Genomic DNA, 22129 nt, shown 5'->3' on the forward strand with positions numbered 1-22129 from the left:
AACAGGCTCACAGCATATCGAGGATTGCCGAGGCGACGACGACTTCGGTTCCAGCCAGGCCGACGGAGCAAAACAAGGTCGTATCGCCAGGCGATCCTCGCCCCGCCGCTTTCCCGGCCATGATATCGGCAAGGTCGGCCATGCGGTGCTCATTGCCCGAGCCGGCTAGGAAAAAGGGCGAAGCATAGGCGCGCGTCTGTTCGGGAGAGTCCGCTGCGATCACAGCTGCGGCATCGGCGATATCCAGGCCGAGTTCGTATCCCTCACGCGTTTTCGGGCCGACGGTGCTGACGTGCACGCCGGGCTTCAAATCCCTGGCATGAATGACGGGCATTCGGCTCGTCGTCGCACAGATGACGATGTCGGCACCATCGACGGCTTCAGAGGCGCTGCCGGCAGGCTCCACCTCAATACCCAAGGCGTGCTGCATCTCAGCTGCAAAGGCGGCGCGATTCCTCTCGTCGCGGCTATAGACGCGGGCGCGGTTCAGTTTTCGAACGGCGGCCGCTGCGGCAAGCGGGGTTCGCGCTTGCGCTCCGCTTCCGAGGATCCCGACGATGCTGGCATCAGGCGCGCTGAGATGCCGGATGGCGAGACCGCCGATCGCACCGGTTCTGAGGTTGCCGAGACGCTCTCCGAGAATAATCCCCTTGAGCCTGCCGTCGTCGGCCGACCACACCGCGACGATCTGTGAATGCTCCGCCCCGTCGAATGTTTCATAGACCCGGAAGCCCGCGAGCGGTTTGTCGCCGAGGATGCCGCCGACGGTGAAGACGAGATCCCCTCGATCGGGAAACGAAACATGGTGCCGGGGCGGAGAGATCAGTCGATTGCCGGCTCTCGCGAGAAAAGCGGTCTCGAGCGCATCGATCGCGACCGCCATCAGCGTGCTGCCGACCAGATCCTCGTCTTTCAGAATTTTCGTCACGGCCAAACCTCCAGCCCATGCCGGCATGCTGCAATCCCAACCCCGCTTGAGGTCAATAGGTCAGACGAACGGATATGGGCTGATATTCGGTGGGAGTTAACCGACCAGACGGCGAGCCATCATGACGTCGTCGATCTCCCTGCCCTCTTCCAGAACCCCGCCGGGAATCCGGCCGATCTCTGTGAAGCCTTGCCGCTGATAGAAGCGTATTGCGGCCGGGTTCTCCGCGCTGACGAAAAGTTCGAGCTGCAGGATGCCGATGTCGCGCGCATGGTCGGCCACCGCGCTGAGCAGCTTGCCCGCAAGGCCCGTTCCGCGCAGGCTCCTTCTGACGTAAACCATGATGATCGTCGCGCGATGGGCCATCTTGCTCGACCGCTGTCGAAGCAGGCCCGTTATGCCAACGGGTTCGCCATCCTGAAAGGCGATGAAAACCGGCTCGTTCAGGCGATTGCGCCACTCCTCGAGAGAAAGAGCCGCCCAGTCTTCGTAGCGGCTTGCAAAGAGGGAAGGTTCGGCGCGAAGCGCTTCCAGGCGGATGCGCCGGAAAGCCTCCACTTCGTCGGCCTGGATATGTCTGATCGTCGTGCCGCTTCCATCCATCGGGACCTCCTGCAAGATGAGAGGCACTGTCGATACAGATGGCCCAGCCGTCAACCGGTGTCAGCAAGTCTCGTCCTTCGGCCTATGTTTAGAGTTATGAGATCGACTACAAATCCATCGTCTCAAGCGCCGATTACTGCGCCGGACTACCCAGCCGGCCGCCCTTCCGGACGACCGGTTCATCGCTCGGGCCGACCACCGATTGATCGGTCGGCCTCGCAGCCGGTTCGCCGGTTGGCCCGACCATCGGTTCACGGGCTGGCCCGTCGACCGGTTGGCCAGTGGATCGGACGACCAAGGGATCGACTGGTTGGACGGCGGCAACTGGCTCATCAGTTGGTTCGGCCACCGATTGATCGGTTGGCTTGTCGATCTTGAACCGCACAACTTCGCCGATGGTGAAGACAAGAACTATCCCGACCAACGTGCATGTCAGCGCGTAGAGAAGGAAATATTTCAGTGCATATCCCTCGCTGTTTGGCAGCACCAACTTGACAATGGTGCAAATGATATTTCCGCATTATTGAACGATACTTGCGACGAAGGCAATCATTTTTCAACAAGAGCCCCAAATTTTGAAAAATGGACAGCACTGAATAATGTAGTTATTGTATATAGTTAGCAAGCCTCTCCCCGATGCTCAAATTGTCTTGAGGGTCTGGGCAAGGACGAGGAACAGCCAGGGGCAAAGACAGCGTCGGCGATATGGGCTAGCATGGCGCCAGCAGCCTGCTTTTTGAGGGCGGTCCTTTAGGATCGGCGGCGGCAGGGGGATCCGCATGTCGGCAATCGCATCTCTGTTTCAAGAAGCCGCCCGCCTTGCCGCCGCGTTCCGGCAGGCAGCACCCGCCCGCCATATGCCCACCCATGACTACGCAGCCTCGCTTGCCTGTTTCGACGAGCCGCTGCCGGCGGCCGGTTCCGATATGCTTGATGTCATCAGGCGCCTCTCGGATGGCGCCGAACCTGGGCTGCATGCAACCACAGGGCCGCGCTTTTTCGGCTGGGTCATCGGCGGCTCCCATCCGGTCGGCGTCGCCGCCGATTTCCTCACCAGCGCCTGGGGCCAGAATGCCGGAAACCATGTCGTCGCACCGGCCGCGGCGGCTGTCGAGACCGTCGCGGCGAGATGGCTTCTCGATCTCCTGAAGCTGCCGGCGGAAAGCTCGGTCGGCTTCGTCACCGGAGCGACGGTGGCGAACTTCACCTGCCTTGCCGCCGCACGCGGCGAGGTGCTGCGCCAGGTGGGCTGGGATGCCGATGCAAAGGGCCTGTTCGGTGCGCCTGAGATTACCGTGCTCATCGGCGACGACGCCCACACCACCGTCTTCTCCGCGCTTCAGTTCCTTGGCCTCGGGCATGATCGCGTGCTGCGCCTGCCCACCGACGTGTTGGGCCGGATCGACCCGACGGCATTCCTGGGGGCGCTCGATTCCGTCGCCGGTCCCTTGATCGCCGTTCTTCAAGCTGGGCAAATCAATACCGGCGCTTTCGACGACTTTGGCAAGATCATCCCGCCGCTGAAGGCGAAAGGCGCCTGGGTGCATGTTGATGGCGCTTTTGGCCTCTGGGCGCAGGCTTCAGCGAAGACCAGCCACCTCAGCCGCGGCATCGAAGCGGCCGACAGCTGGGCGACCGACGGCCACAAGTGGCTGCAGACGCCCTATGATTGCGGCTATGCGATCGTCCGCAACGAACTCGCCCATCGCCGCGCCATGACGATCGCCGCGAGCTATCTGCCGCTAGCCGGCCAAGGAGAACGCGATCCCTCACACTACGTGCCCGAGCTTTCGAGAAGGGCGCGCGGCTTTGCCACCTGGGCGATGCTGAAACATCTCGGCCGCGACGGCATCACCACCCTCATCGACCAGTGCTGCGCCTCAGCGCGGCTGATGGCCGATCTCCTGTCGCAGCAACCGGGCATCGCCATTCTGAACAAGGTGACGCTGAACCAGCTCGTCATCCGCTTCGGCGCCGACCTGCCCTCCGAAGAAGGCGACACATTGACCCGAAAGACGATCGAAAAGATCCAGGCGGACGGCATGATCTTCGCCGGCGGCGCCAAATGGCGCGGCCGCGACGTGCTCCGCCTCTCCGTCACCAATTTCCAAACGACGTCAGACGAGGCGCAACGCGCCGCAGAAAGCATCATCGCTGCGTTCAAGAGCGTCAGCCGGGGGTGACACACCAACTCCCTTGGTTCGCCCGGGCGCGGAATTGTGCTATCGCGGGCCTCGCTCACTCCAAGAGAGATCGAAACGTGAAAAACGTCCTGTTCGTCTGCAGTCAGAACAAGCTTCGCAGCCCGACGGCCGAACAGGTCTTCGCGAGCTGGCCTGATATCGAAGTCTCCTCGGCAGGCACCAACAAGGATGCCGAAAACCCGCTGTCGACAGAACTGATCGAATGGGCCGATATCGTCTTCGTCATGGAGAAGGCACACCGTGCGAAAGTCCAGGGCAAGTACCGGTCAGCCCTCAAGGACAAGCGGTTGATCTGCCTTCATATTCCTGACGACTACGATTTCATGGACCCCGCGCTCGTCGAACTGTTGAAGGCGAAGGTACCTCGGCATCTCTAAGCGGCCATACGACAAGATATTGAATTCAGTCGTCTTCTTCAGCCAAGAGGTTTTCAAGGAGTGATACTTCGCCTTTTTCGGAAGCGATGCCTGCTCACGTTCCTCACGGCATCATCGTCGCACCGCGACGACCGAACTGGCGCGATATCTGGACAGCTGGACCCGGTTGGATTGGTTGCCGCCGAACAGGTAGACGTACTGCCGGCCCGGGTCGATGTGATCGAACAGGCTCACATGAAAGCGCCGGCCGGTGCGGATCACCACGACATCCCCTCGCCTGGCGGAGCGGACGCCGACCGGTTGGCCGAACGTCCTCCAGGACGCTGCCATGTTGGGGTTGGGCGGCGGCTGTCGCGAAGATCGCTTGGCGACAAAGGCTAGAAATGCGCCGCACCACGATACCCGGCGCGGATTGATGCCGAGGAAGGAGATGGAGCGTTCATGCATGCTTTTGTATCGGGACGCCGTGCCGAGCATGTCCGCCTCACAGGGCACGGCAAGCGCCGTGAGGACGATGACGAGAATAACCTTCATAGTTACCCACCATTGTTTGTATAATGTTGAAAATCCGAAATGTAGCGAAGAATAAAACAGGCGGGGCAACGTAGATGCGAATTATGGCGTGAATTAGAAACAACTGATACTGGCATTTTGGCGGCAGGAATTTGTCCAAAGCGAGGCGCAGGAACGCCGCCTGTGAGCCTCACCTTGCGGCAGAAGGCGACGATCGAAAAACCCGCAAACATATGTTTTGCCAGCACGAAAGGCTGGAACTTCACCATCCGAACCAGTTTCATTCCGAGGAGATAGACCGCGCCCGCAAGTACTTGAACGACAAGACCATTCGTCCAGAGTCGACGGTTGGGCATGACCTTGGCTCGTCACCTATATGAGCTATATTTCAGGAGATCATTTGTAATACTTCGACGCGATGGGAAATACATTGCGCCTCGCTCCATTCACCAGCAAAGGCCGGTGGTCGCGCCCTGCCTGTTTCGAACATGTACGACCTTGGGATCGCCGACGGGCAGCGCAAGCGTCTCAACCCTACGGTTGCACCGGTTCGGGCTGCCCTTTGACCGGCGCGGAAGCAGCGGCAAGCGCCTTGGTGACCAGGAGTGCGGCACCGATAACCGGGACGACCATCAGTACGAAAAGCGGATGCCGAAATGTTCGGCAACGAAACCGAGCAGCGGCGGCCCTGCGAAAAACACGAGAAACGTCGGCTGCGCCAGAGCCGCAACATTGATCGGTGCGGGCCGATCTGTGCGTCGGGCCGCAGCCGAGATGGCAAGCGGATCGACCGAAGAGCAGCCGATACCTATCAGGCCGAAGCCTGCGAGCGCGACAACAGGATGTGTCGCCGTTGGCAGCCGCTCACGACTGATGTCCGCTTATTGGCGCCATCAGCGATCATCATTCGGCGCTGCCGAGCAGTAATTCTCGCTCCCTGCATCACCGGGAAGCTGCACTGAACAAGATCGCTGATCACATCTGCGGAATGGGAACGAAGCGCTTGTTTTGGCGGGCCACGCACTCAGTTCATTGAGTGGAAGGTCTCAAAAATCAGCGCCCTCAGCCAGCGATGCACGGGATCTGCGTCCATGCGGGGGTGCCACGCCTGCACGATGTTGAAACCCGACACGGGCACGGGCAGGTCAAAGGTTTTGATATGGCTTATCGCGGCGGACTTGCAATATGACTTCGGAATCGAGCCGATCAAGTCGGATGCTGCCGCGACGGCTATCACCGCCGGAAAGCTTGGCACGATCAGTCTGACATCACGGACATGGCCCAATTCGGCGAGCGCCCTGTCGATCGGACCGGCAAAATCCGCTTGCGTCGAGAAGAGCACATGGCCCCAGGCAGCATAACGCTCCGCCGTTATCCGATCTGCATCGAAGATCGGGTGCCCTAGCCTTGCGAGACCGACATACCGATCCTCGAAAAGGGTTTGGCAACGCAGCTCCCCGCTGTCTCGCGGGAGGACACCGATGTCCAAATCTATGGCTGCGTCCCTCAATGCCTGAACATCCTTGTTCGATCTCGGCGCAAAGCGAAGCCTTATCCCCGGCGCAGCGTTCGTCACGGCGGCGCTGAGACCCGCGGCGTAGAGAAGCACGAATGCCTCATTGGCACGGATGGTGAAATGGCGGCGCACCTCCCGGATCTCCACGGTCGACGGCGGACTAAGCACGGCTTGCACGGCTTCTTTCAACAAATGTACCTCGGCGCCAATCGCCAGGGCATGGGGCGTCGCAACCATGCCGCGCCCGGCCGGCACAAGGATCGGATCACCTAGCGCGGTCCTCAACCGTGACAGCGTCCGGCTCATGGCGGACGTGCTGAGGCCAAGCCGACGAGCGGCGGCCGATACGCTCTGCTCGCGCAGCAACGCATCCAGTGCCACCAAGAGGTTGAGATCGAGATCAGACATGGCTGAATTCTATTCAGGCATGTCGCAATACGCAACGGTCAATTGATTTCGTTGCGTCTGGCGCAGGCAATCAGCAAAGCCTAAGTAGTCGACCATCCACCAACCATCGAGGAGTTCTCATGTCCCTCACCTACGCCGCACCAGTTTCCCAAGATGGCCTGACGTCGCCTCGACGGTACCTGGCTATTGCCATGTTGCTTCTTACGCTTGTTCTTGTCGTTTTGGACGGAGCCATTGCCAATGTCGCCTTACCTTCGATCGCGGTCTCGCTGCAGGCGGAGGCGGGTAGCACCGTATGGGTCGTCTCGGCCTATCAGCTGGCCGTGCTCGTCGCCATTCTTCCATGTGGTGCGCTGGGTGAAATCTACGGCGCGCGGCGGGTCTTCCTGATCGGCGTCGCGCTGTTCACCGCGGCTTCCGCGGCCTGCGCCTTCGCGGGCGACCTTCCCTTGCTGATCCTTGCTCGTTTCGCGCAGGGCTTGGGAGGTGGCGCGATCATGGCGCTTGCCATGATGAACCTGCGCTCGGCGGTGCCGCAGCATATGCTGGGTCCGATCATCGGCATCAATGCCATGGTCATCGCCATTTCTTCCGCTGCCGGCCCCGGCATTGCCGGCGCCATTCTTTCCGTCACCACCTGGCCCTGGCTGTTTGCCGTCAATATACCACTCGGCGCCATCGTTCTGCTCGGCGGCGGTCAGCTCGGGCAAATTCAGGGCGCGAAGCGAAAGCTGAACGCCAAGGCGATGCTGGCCAACACTCTGATGTTCATCCTATTCTTCTGCGGCGCCGACCGGATAGCGATCGCGCCGATAAGCGGTGCCGTCCTCATTACCGCCTCGCTGGCCTGCCTTTTCGTCCTGCTGCGCCTTGAACGGAACAGTGACGCACCCATCGTTCCCACGGACCTGCTGGCGGAACCGGCATTCCGCGTCGCGGTCATCGCCTCGGCATCCTGTTTCTGCGGCCAGATGCTGAGCTACATCGCGCTGCCCTTTTACCTTCAACACACGCTGCACATGACGCCGGTTCTGGCCGGTCTATACATGATGCCCTGGCCTGCCGCGACCGCGATCATCGCGCCCATTTCCGGACGTTTGGCAAACCGCGTCAAGACGGCATGGCTTTGCGCCATCGGCGGCGCGCTGCTCGCCCTGGGCCTCCTGGTGGTCGGATTCACCCCGCCCGACCCGAAAGGTATCGCGTTTCTCGTCGGCACCGTGATCGCCGGCCTCGGTTTCGGACTGTTCCAAACGCCGAACAACCGAATTCTCCTTCTATCGGCGCCGAAAGCCAGAAGCGGCGCCGCCGGCGCCATGCAAGGCACCGCGCGGCTTCTCGGCCAAACCCTGGGTGGGATCTGCATGTCGATCATCTTCGCAACATTGCCGTTGTCGAGCGCGCTCGAATTTGCGATCGTCACTGCAGGCGGCTGCGCGGCAATAGCGAGCCTGGTCAGCCTGAGCCGGGCTCGCTACGAAGTGGCGAGACAGCCTGGAGCGACTTGAACAGGCGGCTCGTGGTCGTTCGGGTGAAAGAGGGCGCTGCCGCATCAAACTTGTATCAATGGGGAGCGCGACAGGTGGTCGAATTTGCCCGCTCCCCGAATTGAACACGCCACGCTAGGCCGGCTGAAGGAGGATGTGTCGCTTCCTGCCGACTGACAGCCGGATCACGCCGTCCTGGACGTCGGAGTCGCCAAGCCGCGTTGTCTCGTCTTTCACGCTGCCGCCGTTCACCCGCACACCGCCGCCGACGATCAATCGACGTGCTTCGCTTTTCGACCTGGCGAGCCCGGCAACGACCATAGCGTCAACGGAAAATCACCGCGAAGGCTATCCGGGAGATTGATTGTCGGAAGACCCGTCGGCACCTCGCCTGCTTCGAAGGTGCGCCGGGAGGTTTCGGAAGCTTGCGCTGCCGCATCTGCCCCGTGGCACAGGCTCGTGATCTGGTCGGCAAGGATCTTTTTCGCTTCGTTGATCTCGGAATCCCGAAGCACTTCGAGGCGTGCAATTTCACTTAAGGGCAACTCAGTGAACAGCCTGAGAAAACGACCCACGTCGACATCTGCCGCATTTCTCCAGAATTGCCAGAACTCATAAGGCGACAACCGATCGGCGTTCAGCCAAACCGCGCCCGAAACGCTCTTGCCCATCTTCGCACCCGACGACGTCGTCAGCAGCGGGGCAGTCAATCCAAACAGCGCTCGCCCGCCAATCCGCCGTCCAAATTCGACGCCGCTGACGATATTGCCCCACTGGTCGGAGCCACCCAGTTGAAGCAGGCAGCCGCGGCTTTCCGCGAGGACATGGAAGTCGTAAGCCTGCATGACCATGTAGTTGAATTCCAGCAATGACAACGATTGCTCTCGTTCCAACCGTTGGCGCACGCTCTCCGATGTGAGCATCCGGTTGACAGAAAAATGCGGCCCGATATCGCGTAGGAAATCGAGATAATTGAGCCCGCCCAACCAGTCGGCATTATTGACCATGACGGCATCGGTCGGGCCGTCCCCGAACGCGAGGAAGCGCTCGAAGACCTTCCGGATGCCGATCGAGTTTTTCATGATCTGCCCTTGGCTGAGAAAAGGACGCGACGTGTCGCGGAAACTCGGATCACCCAGCCGGCTTGTCGCACCGCCGAGCAAAGCGATGGGTTTGTTAACGGTCTTCTGGAACCACCGCAGCATCATGATTGGAATGAGATGGCCGACATGCAAGCTGTCGGCGGTGAGATCGAAGCCGTTATAGGCCGTGCCGGCTCCTGAACAAAGCCAGCTGTCGAGCGCTTCCAAGTCTGTGCATTGATGCAGGAAGCCGCGCTCGCTCAGAGTGCGAAGAAAGTCGGATCTGGGTCCGGTGGGCTGAGAGGATAGTGTCACGAGGGTCTCCATTTGAGCCGATGAGGCCGGAGACCATCTGTTGACACACGTGCCGCCGACCGTGCGGCGTCTCGAGTGTCAGGGATATGACCTTGCGCCGCTCTATGGGAGCAGCGTGTAATAGAAGCTCGATAGGTTCAGGGTGCAGGTCATGCATCCATATTTACCATGCGACAGCCCAATCACAAGGGATATGAATTGACGACGCTGAACGGATCGCAACGCCGCCCTCCGATCCCCGCATCCGCCCCTCACAAAAAATCGAACCCGCATCAATTTGCTTGCCGTTCTGCAATGCGGCATATGTTTGTGCTCATAGGCAAGTGGCATGAGCGGGGTACGATGACGTCGACGCATATGGATAAGACGGAGGATGGCGTCGGCCGGAAGGGCTTTGTCGGGCTGGTCATCGGCGCGGTCGGCGTTGTCTATGGCGATATCGGCACCAGCCCGCTCTATGCCTTCCGCGAGGCGCTGAGGCCCTTTGCCGCCGATGGCGTGCATGAGGCAGAGGTCGTCGGCCTGATTTCGCTGATGGTCTGGACGCTGACGATCATCGTGACCTTCAAATATGTGCTCTTCCTTCTCAGGGCAGACAATGACGGCGAAGGCGGCACGCTTTCACTTCTCGCCCTCCTGATGAAGAAAATGGGACGAAACGTGCCGCTGCTCTTCTTCGCCGGCCTGATCGGCGCCGCCCTGTTCATCGGCGATGCGATGATCACGCCTGCTTTATCGGTCATGTCGGCGCTCGAAGGCCTGAAATTGATCACGCCCGCCTTTGCCGGATACGTCCCGCCTCTGTCGGCGGCGATCATGATCGTTCTCTTTGCCGTCCAATCAAGGGGAACGGCCGCCGTCTCAATGTTTTTCGGGCCGATAACGGTGTTGTGGTTTCTGGCCATGGCGGCGGGCGGCCTGCTCCATATCGGTGACGATTGGCGGATTCTGGGCGCGCTCAATCCGGTCAATGCATTCCTGTTCCTCACTCATGCCGGCCTTGTCGGCCTCATCGTGCTCGGCGCCGTCTTTCTGACGGTGACGGGTGCGGAGGCGCTCTATGCCGATCTCGGGCACTTCGGGCGCCGCCCGATCCAGATGGCATGGTTCGTTCTGGTCTTTCCGGCACTGCTCTTGAACTATCTCGGCCAGGGCGCACTGGTTCTCGCCCATCCGGACGCCGCCATTAATCCGTTCTTTCTGATGTATCCTGACTGGGCCTTGCTGCCGATAGTTCTCCTGGCGACGATCGCAACGATCATCGCCAGCCAGGCTGTGATAACAGGCGCATTTTCGCTGGCCCGCCAGGCCGTTCACCTCGGCTTCCTGCCGAGGCTCAGGATCAAGTTCACCTCGGAGACCAACACTGGCCAGATCTATGTGCCGAGCGTCAATCTTCTCCTTCTGATCGGCGTGCTGATGCTGATCTTTTCCTTCGGCGATTCCGAGTCGCTGGCGACCGCCTACGGTATCTCGGTGACCGGCGCCATGGTGATCACGACCATGCTGGCCTTCCAGTTTCTTCGGGCCGCCTGGGGATACTCCCTTGTCCTTGCCGCAGTCGCACTGCTGCCGCTATTCGTCATCGAAGTGGTATTCCTGGCGGCCAATCTGTTGAAAATTCACGATGGCGGCTGGGTTCCGGTCGCCCTTGCCCTGGCAATCATGATCCTGATGTGGACATGGACCCGAGGCCAAGCCTATCTGAAGAGACTGCGGGCCAACAATGAGATCCCGCTCGATTCCTTCATCAGGTCGATCGAGCGAAGGTCGGACCATTCGCCGGTCACCGTTCCGGGAACGGCTGTCTTCCTGACCAGCGTTCCGGACCGGACGCCAAATGTTCTGCTCCACAATCTCAAGCACAACCACGTGCTCCACGAACAGAATGTTATTCTGACCGTCTGGACCGAGGACGAACCTTATGTTTCCGACAGCCGCCGCATCAAGATCAGCCAGCTCTCGCCGCGCTTTGTGCGCCTCGACATCACCTTTGGCTTCATGGACGACCCCGATGTCACCAGGGCATTGGCTCTCTGCCGCGAGGGCGGCTTCAAGTTCGAGATCATGAGAACCTCTTTTTATCTCGGCCGCCGGAACCTCGTCAGGACGCCGAACACCGGGCTGCCCGGCTGGCAGGAGCGCATATTCATGGCGCTGGAGGGCTTGGCGATCGATCCCTCCGATTACTTCAACCTGCCGTCCAACCGCGTCGTCGAACTCGGCGAACAGATCGCCATTTAGGGCAGGACGCCGCGCGGCCTCGTCGTCCGGACCGCGCTCGTGTCAGCCTCGATATCGCAATGCGTTGAAAATGATCTCGAAGGCGCGAGGCGCTGAACCTCACGCCTTGGCCGAGATCGCACTCAGCTCCTCGAGATCGAGATCCCGTTCCAGCTCCAGCAGCGTCTCATCGTCGATCTCGCCGGCGCGATGGAGGCGTATGAGTTCCCGACGCCCGATGGCAACCGCTTCGAGAACGACGTCGAAATGCGCATGCAGCGCCGGTATGTATTGCTCGGTTTTCTCGGCGTAGTCGATGATCGACGTGGCGCGGCGCTGGTAGCGCTCCAGCAATTGCGGGTGGATGAGTTTTCCTTCCGCGTCATAGGCCAAGCTCTGGACGATGCCGAACTGCGCCTGCGCCATGGCGGCTTCGGCCTGGCTCATCGTCAGGCGCGCATGTTCCGACTCCGGCTCCACCAGCCGCGCCCAGGCAATCACCCGCCCCAATGTCGTACCCTGGATGAGCACGGTGCCGAGAATGACCGCGAAGGAGGTGGCGAGGATGAAGTCGCGGCCCGGGAACCCCTCGGGCAAGCTCAGCGCCAAAGCGAGCGTCACCACACCGCGCACGCCCGCCCAACTGAGCACGGCAGCGCCGCCGACGCCAAGCGGTTGGGCCCGTGCGAAGCCCAGCGAAGCACAGAACCTGACGACGAAATCGCAGGCAAAGACCCAGGCAAACCGCGCCAGAACGAGTGCGACGAGGATCGCCAGCATCGGTAGCCCCATCGTCGCGATTACGGTGGTAAAGCCGCCGCCGCGTTCGACGACATCCCGCAGCGACAGCCCGATCAGGATGAAGACCGCCGCTTCCATCAGGAAGATCATCACCGTCCAGAACGAGACGCCGCGCATGCGCATTGCGGCTGATAGCACGGTGTGCTGATGCCAGCTCATGATGAGGCCCGCGGTCACGGTGGCGATGACGCCCGAAACATGCAGCTGTTCTCCGGCGAGATAGGCAATCCAGCAAAGCAGCACCGAGGCCGCGATGACGAGATATTCGTCGCCGAGGCGCCGGACAAGCTTGAACCACGCCGTTCCCACCACGATGCCGATGACGGCGCCGCCGAGCGCCAGCACGAGGAAACTGCCGGCCGCCTCCGTCGCGCTGAAGGCTCCGGTTGCGGCAGCGGCAACGGCAAAACGGAAGAGCACCAGGCCGCTCGCATCATTGAGCAGGCTCTCGCCTTCCAGCAGAATCTGAAGCCGCCGCGGCAGCCTGACGCGCTGCAGCACGGCACGCGCCGCAACTGCATCCGGCGGCGCAACGATCGCGCCGAGGGCTGCGCAAGCTGCCCAGGGAATCGATGGAAAGATGAGATGGGCGACGACGGCGATGACCGCGCAGGTGAAGAACACCGCGCCGACGGCAAGCGAGGCGATGCCGATCACATGCCGCCGCAACCGCGCCGCCGCAATGGACCAGGCCCCGTCCATCAACAACGGCGGCAGGAAGATGACGAGCACCAGCTCCGGATCGACTGATATCGCCGGCAACCCCGGTACAAAGGCCAGCAAGGCGCCCCCAGTCAGCAGCGCGACGGACGGCGGCAATCCGAGCCGGTGGGCAACATAGTGCAGCGCGATGATCGCCAGAAACATCGCGATGACGAGCTCGAATAAATGGGTTGGTTCCATGTGCCTCTGCCCCGGCTCAGCAACGAATTTCGGATACCTTCTGCATAATTCAAATCTGGAGTCGTTTCAAAGAATTATATAACAATTCAAAGCGTTACCCTGCATTTTCGCGACGAACCCCAGCGGAGAGGTTAGAGCAAACCGTCCGTGTGTCAGCATCGGCAGAATACGCTTTATCGTCAATGCGCCGCACGGAATCGCCGCTTCGGGACGCAGCCTATTATCTCGGCAAACATCTGACGCCGATGATCGCGTTGCCATCGATCATTGCCTGGATTTAATTGGAGTTTGCTGCGCATCCTCCTTAAATCCAGCGTCTTGAGGCAAAGGAAGACAGATGAAAAGGCGGACCCTTGTGCTTGGCGGTGCGGCCATTGTCGCATCATCCGTGGCTGCGGCGGCGATCTGGCCACGGCGGCATATCACTGTTGCCGCCAGGACATTCGACTGGAGGGGAACCGATTTCGTAAGCGGCGGCACGAAATCGGTTACCTTGGAAAAGCTGCCCGAGCCGCTCTTCCGTAGCCGTCCGAATTGCGTCGTCACCGTCGCCCAGACCCTTGGCCCCTGCCATGTCAACAATGTCCCGGCCCGACAGGACGTCTCGGAAGGAAAGACCGGGCTGCCTTTGCGGCTCGCCGTCCGCATCGTTCATGCCGCCGATTGCCGGCCGATCGAAAATGCCGATATCGAAATCTGGCATACCGATCATCGCGGCATCTATTCCGGCCGCGAGGCTGCGGAGATGTGCACTTTCGGCGATGCCGAGGCGATCAGCGGGCTCGCCTTCCGCGGCCGCCAGCTGACGGATGCCAAGGGGCAGGCAAGCTTTTTGACGGCCTATCCCGGATGGTACAAGGGCCGCACGCCGCACGTTCATTGCCGCATCCTTGTCGAAGGCAAGGAGCTTCTTGTCGGCCAGATCTATTTCGACGATGTGCTGAGCGACATCATCTATCGCGAGCATCCGGACTATCTCGGGCGCCCTGCCCGCGATACGCGCAACGACGAAGACGGCCTCATCCCGGAGGATGCCGCCGACCACATCTTCGATTTCGAGAAGCTCGACAGCGGCGTGCTGTCCGCCACCATCACGATCGGTCTCTCTGCCTGAGCTCCGCACCCTCGACCACGATTACCTCTTCGGCGGTGGAACCCGACATGCGGAAGGCGTCAAGGTCGGCATGTCGGTCGGGGACTATATGCCCGCATACCACTCATAACCGCGATCCTCCCAGAAGCCGCCATTGCCGCCGTAGAGCTGGCCGAGATCGGCGACGGCTTCGATGCCGGTCAGGTATTTTGCCTGCTTGTAGCCGAGCTGACGCTCGACCCGGAGCCGGAGCGGAGCGCCGTGGGCGACTTCGAGATCGCGGCCGTTCATGCTGTGGGCAAGGATCGTTTGAGGGTGGAAAGCATCGACGAGATCGATGCTTTCGTAATACCAGCCGCTGCCGTCGAGCGTCTTTTCGTATTCGTCGGCGCAGTGGAAGACGATGTAGCGGGCTTCGGGTTTCAGGCCCGCCGCCTGCAGCAGCGCGCCGAGCGGCACGCCGGTCCATTTGCCGATCGCGCTCCAGCCCTCGACGCAGTCATGCCTGGTGATCTGCGTGCGGGACGGCAGGGCTTTCAGCTCCGCCAGCGACAATTGCATCGGCTTGTCGACCAGCCCGCCGACCTCGAGCTTCCAGCTCGAAAACCGCTGGTTCATCCAGTCGATATACCGGGCATTATCCGGCATGCTCGTGCCGTTGGCGCGGAAGGTCGGCGAGATGTCGGCTTCGGTGAATTCGCGGGCGAGCGCGTCGTCGCCGAGCAGGAAGCGTTGCGTCTTCATGCTGAAGCCTTCGGCGATCTTGAGCACGGATTTCGTCCGATCGCTCTCGACGAGGGCATCGCAGCCGGCGAGCCCCAGCGCAGATGCCGTCATCGTCGCGCCGATCAGGAAGCGACGTCTGGTGATGATGCGGCTCATGACTTTCCTCCCTGCCCGATGTCATAATAACCGGTGACCATCGAGCGCAGATTGTTGAACACGCCGGAAACCAGCACCATCGCCACATGCACGGCGACGAAGGCGACGAGCGAGAAAGCGGTCAGGAAATGCAGAGTGCGGGCCGATTGCCGGCCGCCGAACAGATCGAGCAGCCAGGGCGCGACCGCATTGAAGCCCGGCGACATGGTAAGGCCTGTCCCGATCATCAGTGGCAGCAGCACGAAGATCACGGCGACATAGGCGAATTTCTGCAGCGTATTATAATGGCGTGCCTCGGCCCCCTTGGGAAAGCGCAGCCGGGCATGACTGACGATCTCATGGCCGAGATGCGAAGGCTTCAGCTCTTCGACCGCCGGCAGCAGATCGCGTCGGAAATGCCGGCTGACAAAACCGTAGGCAAGATAGATGAAGCCGTTGATGACGAACAGCCAGGCAAAGAAGAAATGCCAGCGCCGGCCCGATGCCAGATCCTGATAGCTCGGCAAGGTCAGCCAGTTCGGAAAACCGCGCACTGCAGCCTCGCCGTCGACGTTCGAAACCCCGAGAACGCCCGTCGTGTCGAAGCTCAATCCACCCACGCGCGTCACCCCCTTCAGCGCATCGCCTTCCTGCTCCGCCTCCATGGAAATGAAGGATGGATCGTCATCAGCGCCGTACTGCCCCCAATAGAGCGCCGGGTGGGCATTGAATATCTGCAGGCCGCTGAACAGCAGCACCGTCATGCACAGCACGTTCACCCAATGCGACAGGCGCACCAGCAGGCCATGGCGGTAGAAGAGCGTAGATCCGCTCGCCGTGCCGGCATCGGTCGTGGCCATTATAGTTCCTCCAAATCGACATGAAAGGCCTGACAAAAGAAGACGCGGCCGCCGACGATAAAGTTTCAGCGGCCGCGGCTAAACCTACTTCATCGCGTCGCAGGCCTTCATCATCGTGTCCTTCTTCATCATGTCCTTCTCCATGCCGGCATTGTGCATGCAGTCGGCCTTGGTGCTGCCGGTCGCCATTGCGTCCTTCGACATTGCATCCTTGGACATGGCGTCCTTCGACATCGCATCGGTCTTCATGCTGTCTTTCTTCATGGCATCGCTGCTCTGGGCGCTGGCGGCGCCGGCAAGCGACAGGCCGATAACGAAGCTGCAGGCGGCAAGGCTGGAAAGGATCTTGGTCATGAGGGTCTCCTCGGATCGATTGACATGTCCGCCGGCACCCGCCGACGACTCACAGTCCTGAATTCGATCTCCTTGCGAAGACGGTTACAGCCTCACGCTTATGTGATAGCGCTACAGCGCCGCGCGTCTTTTGGAGACGCGCAAAGGACGCTGTACACTTTGAATTGCCGCCGAAAGATTTTGAACCGCCTGTAACCAAAACGTCATCCACCCGAATGATATTGCAGACGACATGACGAGCACCCATTCGGAACAAGCACTGAAGATGCTGATGCTTCTTTCCCTCGATGGGGACGAGATAGCCTATCGGCGTCTGCTCGTGACATTGCGAACCCTGCTCGTCGGTTATTACGGCGGGCGGATCGGTACCTCCGCGAAGTCCGACACGGAAGATCTCGTGCAGGAGACGTTGCTGGCGCTGCATTCGCGCCGGGCGACCTATGACAGGGAGCGGCCGTTCACCGCGTGGTTCTTCTCGATCGCCCGCTACAAGCTGATCGACCACCACCGAAAGCATGGCGGCCGGTACAAGGCGGAAATAGAACTGGACGAAGAGATCGAAGACGACTTCAGGGAGGATGCGATTGCAGCGCGCATGGATGTCGAACGGCTGTTGAACGGCCTGCCGCAGCACCAGCAGGAGTTGATCCGGCAGGTCAAGCTCGAGGGGCAGTCGGTGGCCGACACGGCAAGCCGCACCGGACAGTCGGAATCGGCGGTCAAGGTCGGCGTTCACAGGGGCATCAAGGCGCTGGCGGCAAGATTGCGAGGTGGAATGTGAGAGAAACTGAGGACGTGATCGACAGCCTTGTCCGGGATCTGAAGCCGGTGCCGACGCATGCGCTCGAACGCCGCTTCGCGCTCGCCATCCTGCCGGCCTTAGCAGTCTCGCTGCTGCTGATGCTTATCGTCGTCGGCCTTCGCACCGATATGGCTCAGGCTCTGATGCTGCCGGTCTTTTGGATCAAGTCCGCCTACAATGCCCTGCTCGCAATCGCCGCCTTCGCGGCCGTTTACCGCCTGTCCCGGCCGGATGGCTCGGAAGGCCGCTTTTTCGGAATTGCCGCGGCCATCATACTCGCTCTCGCGGTCATGGCGGTCATCCAGCTCGCTTTGTCCCCGGCCGCAAGTTACCCCGTGCTGGTGCTCGGCTCCTCCGCCCTGCATTGCCCGCTGCTGATCTTTGCCTTCGCCATGCCGATCTTGATCGCAAATACCTGGGTTCTCCGTGGCGGCGCGCCGAGCAACCTCGGCATCACAGGCTTCATCGCCGGCATCGCCGCCGGCGCATCCGGCGCCTGGGTCTATTCCTGGTTTTGCACGGAAAACGGGCTGCCCTTCGTCACCCTCTGGTATTCGCTCGGCATCCTCTTGACCGGTGCAATCGGCGCGCTCCTCGGGCCTCGCCTCCTGCGCTGGTAGAACCGTCGGTAGGATTGCTGTGCCGATTGTCCCGCAATGCCGAGTTCGGTCGAAGACGCCCAGCACTGAGACGATAATCCTTCATCCGGCATGAAACCAGATGCAACATTCCTGCGTACTACTCAGGGGATGGGTCTTGCGTACCCCCTGAATGGGAAAAGACAGGCGGCGAGGAATGACGGCATGGTCAGGAAAGAAGGCGTAGCCCATATCACACGGCAAGTCGCGGAACAGGGGCTGGCCAGGCTGATGATGAGGCTGCCTGCGACGCGGGCGACGATCAGAACAGCCGCGGCGAGCCAGCCCCATTTTTACGAATTATGCGGCGCCTACGGCGAAGCCTGCGCCGTCCTCGATCGCATGCGCCGGGATAGATCGGCCGATCCCGCAATCATCACCGAATACGAGATCATCTGCGCGGAAATCGAAGTCGACGTCATCAGGATCCTGCTCGGCGATCAATGAGACTTCGCAAGTGCTGGGCGGACTGCCGCCGCGATGATGCAACGCCATTTGCTGTCGGCAATCCCTATCAGCTCAGCAAGACATTCACATGGATGGAGACGCTCAGCGTATCCGTGTCAAAATGCAGCGAAGTCCCATCGGAGATCTTGTAGTGGAAGGTGTCGCTCACGTCTCCGCTGAGCCCGGCGAGTTTCGCCGCGTCGGCCGTATAGGTGTAATCGCCGTCACTATCGACATGAATGGTGCCGTATTTGCCGATCAGCGTCACGCCGTCCTTGTCGACGAATTCGCCCTCGACGCGGCGAAGCAGCAGGGTTCCGTTGGCCGAGCTGTCGTTTTCGAGGAGATTGCCGTAATGGGCGGCGTCCAGATCGGACGAGATTTTCAGGCTGTCATGGGTTGCGACAAGCGCAGGCGCCGTGTCCGTGTGCGTCACATCGCCGACCGCGAGACTATCGCTGCTCGCAAGCATCGTCGCCTGGGCCTCGTCGAGCGTCGTGTTGTTGCTGACGGGAAAAGTGTTCGCGGCGATGATGGTGGGGGAGATGCTGGAGGGCGTGACATCGCTGGCGATGACATTGTCGTGGAACGAGCCGGATGCCGGCCTGTCGACCTTCAGCGCCGCTGAGGACAGGTCATCGAAAACGTTGCCGTAGATATTGATATCTTCGCGAACGTAAGTGGGGGTGCCGACAGCGCTGATCGCCACGCCCCATACGCCGTCATGGATGTAATTGCCCGAGATATCGTAATCCCGCGTGTCGCCCTGGTCGCCGAGGCCGATGGCGTAGGACCAGCTGTAGCCGCCATAACCTGAAATATCGTTGTCGTGAATAGCGACCTTGGTGCCGGCTTGTGCGCCGATCCCGAAGCCGCCACCGATAATCGCGTTGTCCTCGACTAGGACATTGACAGGCCGAACGAGCGCGATGACGCCTTTCGGCGTCGCTGCACCCGTCTGGTCGAGGTAATTGCCGCTGATCACGATGTTGCTGCTGTCGTTCATCTGCACGGCATCTGCGGCGGTGCCGTGAGCGTTGGTGACGGTGTTGTTGAGAAAATTGACGCCGTTGATCTTCTCGATCCAGACGCCGTCGCCGTTGACGTCGTTGATCGTGCTGTTTTCGATGGTGATGTTCGAGCCGGTCCTGAACGTGACGGAACCTGACTTGCCCGCCAAACCGGTATGATCGACCTCGACGTTGCGCACGGTCCAGTTCGAAACATATCCGCCATAGATGGCTGCCCCGCCTGTGTCCGATATCTTGATATTCTCGATGACGATGTTCGATGCATAAAGGCTGTGAATACCATCGCCGGGGCTATGGATGACTGGCGCATCGCCGACCCCGTAGCTGCCGATGGTGATCGGGGCACTCACTGTGCCGGAATATTTCAGATCGAGCTGGTCATTGAACACGCTTCCGGCGGCAAGCAGCACGCTGTCGCCCGGCTGCAGCTTCAAGCTTTCCACCGCCGAGAACGACGAAAACGGCGTGTCCTCGCTCGTTCCGCTGTTGCCGTTGGAGCCTGTCGCCGGATTCACATAATAGATCGTCATATCGCCTTGTTCTCGAATTGCCGCGCAGCCGTCTGGATCGGCTGCGACACGTGGATCGGATGTGGTCGCGGCTAAAGGCCGTGGCCTTCGAGTTGCCTTCACGACGGTCGGCAGACCCTGTGGGCCTGCCTTGGTCCCGAGAACGCCTGGCGGAGGCGGTATCCTAAAAATGACAACTTATACGGAAAAAATCTACCAAAAAGCGACCGAAAGGTGAATAAACGGTAATCGTCCTCCTTGGCGACGTATGGTCGCAGGAGTGTAGACGTTCTGTTTCAGGTCAGTCGCCAGCCGGAAAGGTTGAGGCCGCTTGCAGCCCCTTACCCTCACCCGGCGGCAGCCGGATGAGGGACGCTGCGAAGCCATTTGGTGGCGAGAGCAACGCCTCCCCGGAAGGAAGGTCTCCGGGCGTAGCGCCGCTCCCGGCACCCTCACCTCAGCTCAGCAAGCCATCCAGGTGGATGAAGACGGTCCACGTATCCCCGTCGCTATGATGCGAGCTTCCATCGTTGATCCCATAGGTGAAGGATTCGCTTACATGTCCGCTATGGTCAGGGAGTTTCGTTTCATCGAGCGTGTAGGCGTAGTTGCCTTCCCGGTCCACATGGATATCGCCGTATTCCCCGGTCAGCGTCAGGCCGTGCTTGCCGACGGTTTCGTCCCCGAAGCGCCGAAGCACCAGGGTGTCATTGTCCGAGCTGTCGTTTTCGAGGAGATTGCCATGATGGGCAGCGCCCGTATCGGTCAGGATCTTCAAATTGTCATGGACAGCGACGACTGCCGGACCCGCAGCCGACTCCGTCGCTGCAGCGGTCTTGGCAACCGGGCTCGCCAGCGCCGTCTCGACATTGGCGACCGTATGGTTGTTGCTGACGGAGAAGGTGTGCGCGCCGACGATATCAGGCGATATGCTGGTGGCCTTGACGCCGCTCTCGATGGTATTGTTGGAAAAGGAGCCGGATGCGGGCCTGTCGACCTTCAACGCCGCCTGTGAGAGGTCGTCGAAGACATTGTCGTGGACCTTGATATTCGTGCGGTCATAGCTCGGGCTGCCGGCAGCGGAGATGACCACGCCCCGGGCGCCATCATGGATGTGGTTGCCCGCAATATCGTAGTCTCTCGTATCGCCCTTGTCGCCGAGACCGACGGCAAAGGACCAGCTGTAGCCGTGAAAACCCGATATGTCGTTGTCGCGGATGGCAACATTCTTGCCGGCCTGCGCGCTAATGCCGAAGCCGCCGCCGGTAAGCACATTATCCTCGACCACGGCATTCACCGGCCTGACGAGAGCGATAACGCCCTTCGGGCTATCGGCATGCGTCTGGTCGAGATGATTGCCCTTGATCAGAATGTCGCTGCTGTCGTTCATCTGCACGGCATCGGCCGTCGTCCCATGGGCGTTGGTCACGGTATTGTTGAGAAGCTTGATGCCTGCGACCTTTTCGATCCAGAAGCCGTCGCCTCTGACGTCCGATATCTTGCTGTCTTCGATCGTGACGTTCTTGCTGCTCCGGAAGGTGACGGCACCGGCGTTTTCCGACAATCCCGTCTTGGCGATCTCGACGTCGCGGACCGTCCAGTTCGTGACACTGCCGCCATAGATGCCCGCACCTGCTGTATTCGATATCTTCAGGTTCTCGATGACGATGTTCGAGGCATAGAGACTGTGGATGCCGTCGCCGCTGCTGTGGATGACGGGCGCAGCGCCCGTCCCGTAACTGCCGATCTTGATCGGCGCATTCTCGCTGCCGGAATATTTGATATCGAACTGCTCGTTGAACACGCTTCCCTTGGCAAGAAGCACGCTGTCGCCGGGTTTCAGTTTCAAGGATTCCACTTTGGACAAAGTCGCAAAAGCCGAGTTCTGGCCCGTTCCACCGTTGCGGTCGGAACCAGTCGCTGAGTTCACATAGTAGACTGTCATATCGCCATGTTGCCCTGTTCGTCGGATCGCTAATGTCGCCGCCGGGACCGCCCAGGATCGGCCGATCGCATGCGGCGGGGGCAACCGGCCACGGCAAAAAGGCGATAAGATGTTGTCAATGGGGCAATGCGCGCCTCGCGGACCTTATTCCACAGGCAATGGCCTGGTGTGACGAAAGTTACAACTTTGGCCGAGAAATCAGCGACTTAGAGATGAATAAATCGCCGCG

20 protein-coding genes and 2 pseudogenes are annotated in these 22129 nt (G+C 60.5%); 8 read left to right on the top strand and 14 right to left on the bottom strand.

Annotated features, from left to right (window positions below):
- Positions 1-7: 7 nt before the first annotated feature.
- From N2600_RS13195 to N2600_RS13205, 3 genes are all read right to left on the bottom strand, one after another.
- Positions 8-928 (bottom strand): ornithine cyclodeaminase family protein, encoded by a 921-nt coding sequence (locus N2600_RS13195; RefSeq protein ID WP_260296464.1) that lies wholly within the window; start codon positions 926-928, stop codon positions 8-10.
- 96 nt (positions 929-1024) lie between these two features.
- Entirely contained in the window at positions 1025-1531 is a 507-nt protein-coding gene (locus N2600_RS13200; RefSeq protein ID WP_260296465.1) for a GNAT family N-acetyltransferase, read from the bottom strand.
- 133 nt (positions 1532-1664) lie between these two features.
- The gene (locus N2600_RS13205; RefSeq protein ID WP_246726657.1) at positions 1665-2021 is read right to left on the bottom strand and encodes a PT domain-containing protein; all 357 of its coding nucleotides are present in this window, start codon (positions 2019-2021) and stop codon (positions 1665-1667) included.
- Between the two features lie 289 nt (positions 2022-2310).
- Between N2600_RS13205 and N2600_RS13210 the strand changes: the two genes are divergently transcribed.
- Positions 2311-3714, top strand: coding sequence for a pyridoxal phosphate-dependent decarboxylase family protein (locus N2600_RS13210; protein ID WP_260296466.1), 1404 nt, complete (start codon positions 2311-2313; stop codon positions 3712-3714).
- 77 nt (positions 3715-3791) lie between these two features.
- Positions 3792-4112, top strand: coding sequence for a low molecular weight protein tyrosine phosphatase family protein (locus N2600_RS13215; RefSeq protein WP_260296467.1), 321 nt, complete (start codon positions 3792-3794; stop codon positions 4110-4112).
- 111 nt (positions 4113-4223) lie between these two features.
- Here the strand turns inward: N2600_RS13215 and N2600_RS13220 are convergent, their stop codons facing one another.
- The 4 genes and pseudogenes from N2600_RS13220 to N2600_RS13235 all read right to left on the bottom strand — a co-directional run bounded on the left by N2600_RS13220 (position 4224) and on the right by N2600_RS13235 (position 6549).
- Positions 4224-4646: a TIGR02594 family protein gene (locus N2600_RS13220; protein WP_170255150.1), complete on the bottom strand. Its 423-nt coding sequence runs from the start codon at positions 4644-4646 to the stop codon at positions 4224-4226.
- Positions 4647-4648: 2 nt separating this feature from the next.
- Complete coding sequence (locus tag N2600_RS13225) at positions 4649-4981, bottom strand: hypothetical protein (RefSeq protein ID WP_260296468.1); 333 nt, start codon at positions 4979-4981, stop codon at positions 4649-4651.
- A 178-nt stretch (positions 4982-5159) separates the two neighbouring features.
- Positions 5160-5479: pseudogene (locus N2600_RS13230) on the bottom strand (MFS transporter); the annotation flags it as partial.
- A gap of 170 nt (positions 5480-5649) precedes the next feature.
- Positions 5650-6549 (bottom strand): LysR family transcriptional regulator, encoded by a 900-nt coding sequence (locus N2600_RS13235; RefSeq protein WP_260296469.1) that lies wholly within the window; start codon positions 6547-6549, stop codon positions 5650-5652.
- A gap of 191 nt (positions 6550-6740) precedes the next feature.
- Here N2600_RS13235 and N2600_RS13240 point away from each other — a divergent pair, with 191 nt between their 5' ends.
- Positions 6741-8057 carry an MFS transporter gene (locus N2600_RS13240; RefSeq protein ID WP_260296470.1) on the top strand — a complete coding sequence of 439 codons (1317 nt, stop codon included), beginning with the start codon at positions 6741-6743 and terminating at the stop codon, positions 8055-8057.
- Positions 8058-8171: 114 nt separating this feature from the next.
- Here the strand turns inward: N2600_RS13240 and tyrS are convergent.
- Positions 8172-9433: pseudogene (gene tyrS / locus N2600_RS13245) on the bottom strand (tyrosine--tRNA ligase).
- A 342-nt stretch (positions 9434-9775) separates the two neighbouring features.
- On the opposite strand from tyrS, the gene N2600_RS13250 reads away from it, so the two are divergent.
- Complete coding sequence (locus N2600_RS13250) at positions 9776-11677, top strand: potassium transporter Kup (RefSeq protein ID WP_260296471.1); 1902 nt, start codon at positions 9776-9778, stop codon at positions 11675-11677.
- Between the two features lie 99 nt (positions 11678-11776).
- Here N2600_RS13250 and N2600_RS13255 read toward each other — a convergent pair whose 3' ends face one another.
- Positions 11777-13360 (bottom strand): Na+/H+ antiporter, encoded by a 1584-nt coding sequence (locus N2600_RS13255; RefSeq protein WP_170262358.1) that lies wholly within the window; start codon positions 13358-13360, stop codon positions 11777-11779.
- A 337-nt stretch (positions 13361-13697) separates the two neighbouring features.
- Here N2600_RS13255 and N2600_RS13260 point away from each other — a divergent pair, with 337 nt between their 5' ends.
- Positions 13698-14474 (top strand): dioxygenase family protein, encoded by a 777-nt coding sequence (locus N2600_RS13260; protein ID WP_260296472.1) that lies wholly within the window; start codon positions 13698-13700, stop codon positions 14472-14474.
- A gap of 84 nt (positions 14475-14558) precedes the next feature.
- Here N2600_RS13260 and N2600_RS13265 read toward each other — a convergent pair whose 3' ends face one another.
- The 3 genes from N2600_RS13265 to N2600_RS13275 all read right to left on the bottom strand — a co-directional run bounded on the left by N2600_RS13265 (position 14559) and on the right by N2600_RS13275 (position 16528).
- Positions 14559-15335 carry a molybdopterin-binding protein gene (locus N2600_RS13265; protein ID WP_260296473.1) on the bottom strand — a complete coding sequence of 259 codons (777 nt, stop codon included), beginning with the start codon at positions 15333-15335 and terminating at the stop codon, positions 14559-14561.
- Positions 15332-16174, bottom strand: a complete 843-nt coding sequence (locus N2600_RS13270; RefSeq protein ID WP_170280803.1) for a cytochrome b/b6 domain-containing protein — start codon at positions 16172-16174, stop codon at positions 15332-15334. The genes N2600_RS13265 and N2600_RS13270 overlap by 4 nt, the downstream gene beginning before the upstream one ends.
- Before the next feature lie 84 nt (positions 16175-16258).
- Positions 16259-16528 carry a pentapeptide MXKDX repeat protein gene (locus N2600_RS13275; RefSeq protein ID WP_017964840.1) on the bottom strand — a complete coding sequence of 90 codons (270 nt, stop codon included), beginning with the start codon at positions 16526-16528 and terminating at the stop codon, positions 16259-16261.
- 232 nt (positions 16529-16760) lie between these two features.
- Between N2600_RS13275 and N2600_RS13280 the strand changes: the two genes are divergently transcribed.
- From N2600_RS13280 to N2600_RS13290, 3 genes are all read left to right on the top strand, one after another.
- Positions 16761-17309 (top strand): sigma-70 family RNA polymerase sigma factor, encoded by a 549-nt coding sequence (locus N2600_RS13280; RefSeq protein WP_170276519.1) that lies wholly within the window; start codon positions 16761-16763, stop codon positions 17307-17309.
- Complete coding sequence (locus tag N2600_RS13285) at positions 17306-17950, top strand: NrsF family protein (RefSeq protein ID WP_222384099.1); 645 nt, start codon at positions 17306-17308, stop codon at positions 17948-17950. Before N2600_RS13280 ends, N2600_RS13285 begins: the two co-directional genes overlap by 4 nt.
- A 183-nt stretch (positions 17951-18133) precedes the next feature.
- Positions 18134-18415, top strand: coding sequence for a hypothetical protein (locus N2600_RS13290; RefSeq protein ID WP_026154210.1), 282 nt, complete (start codon positions 18134-18136; stop codon positions 18413-18415).
- A 67-nt stretch (positions 18416-18482) separates the two neighbouring features.
- On the opposite strand, the gene N2600_RS13295 is transcribed toward N2600_RS13290, so the two are convergent.
- Both N2600_RS13295 and N2600_RS13300 read right to left on the bottom strand, forming a co-directional pair.
- Positions 18483-19976: a right-handed parallel beta-helix repeat-containing protein gene (locus N2600_RS13295; RefSeq protein WP_260296474.1), complete on the bottom strand. Its 1494-nt coding sequence runs from the start codon at positions 19974-19976 to the stop codon at positions 18483-18485.
- A gap of 436 nt (positions 19977-20412) precedes the next feature.
- Complete coding sequence (locus N2600_RS13300; protein ID WP_260296475.1) at positions 20413-21900, bottom strand: right-handed parallel beta-helix repeat-containing protein; 1488 nt, start codon at positions 21898-21900, stop codon at positions 20413-20415.
- Positions 21901-22129: the final 229 nt, after the last annotated feature.

This window comes from Rhizobium sp. WSM1274 (genome assembly GCF_025200775.1).
Classification (GTDB): Bacteria; Pseudomonadota; Alphaproteobacteria; order Rhizobiales; family Rhizobiaceae; genus Rhizobium; species Rhizobium leguminosarum_I.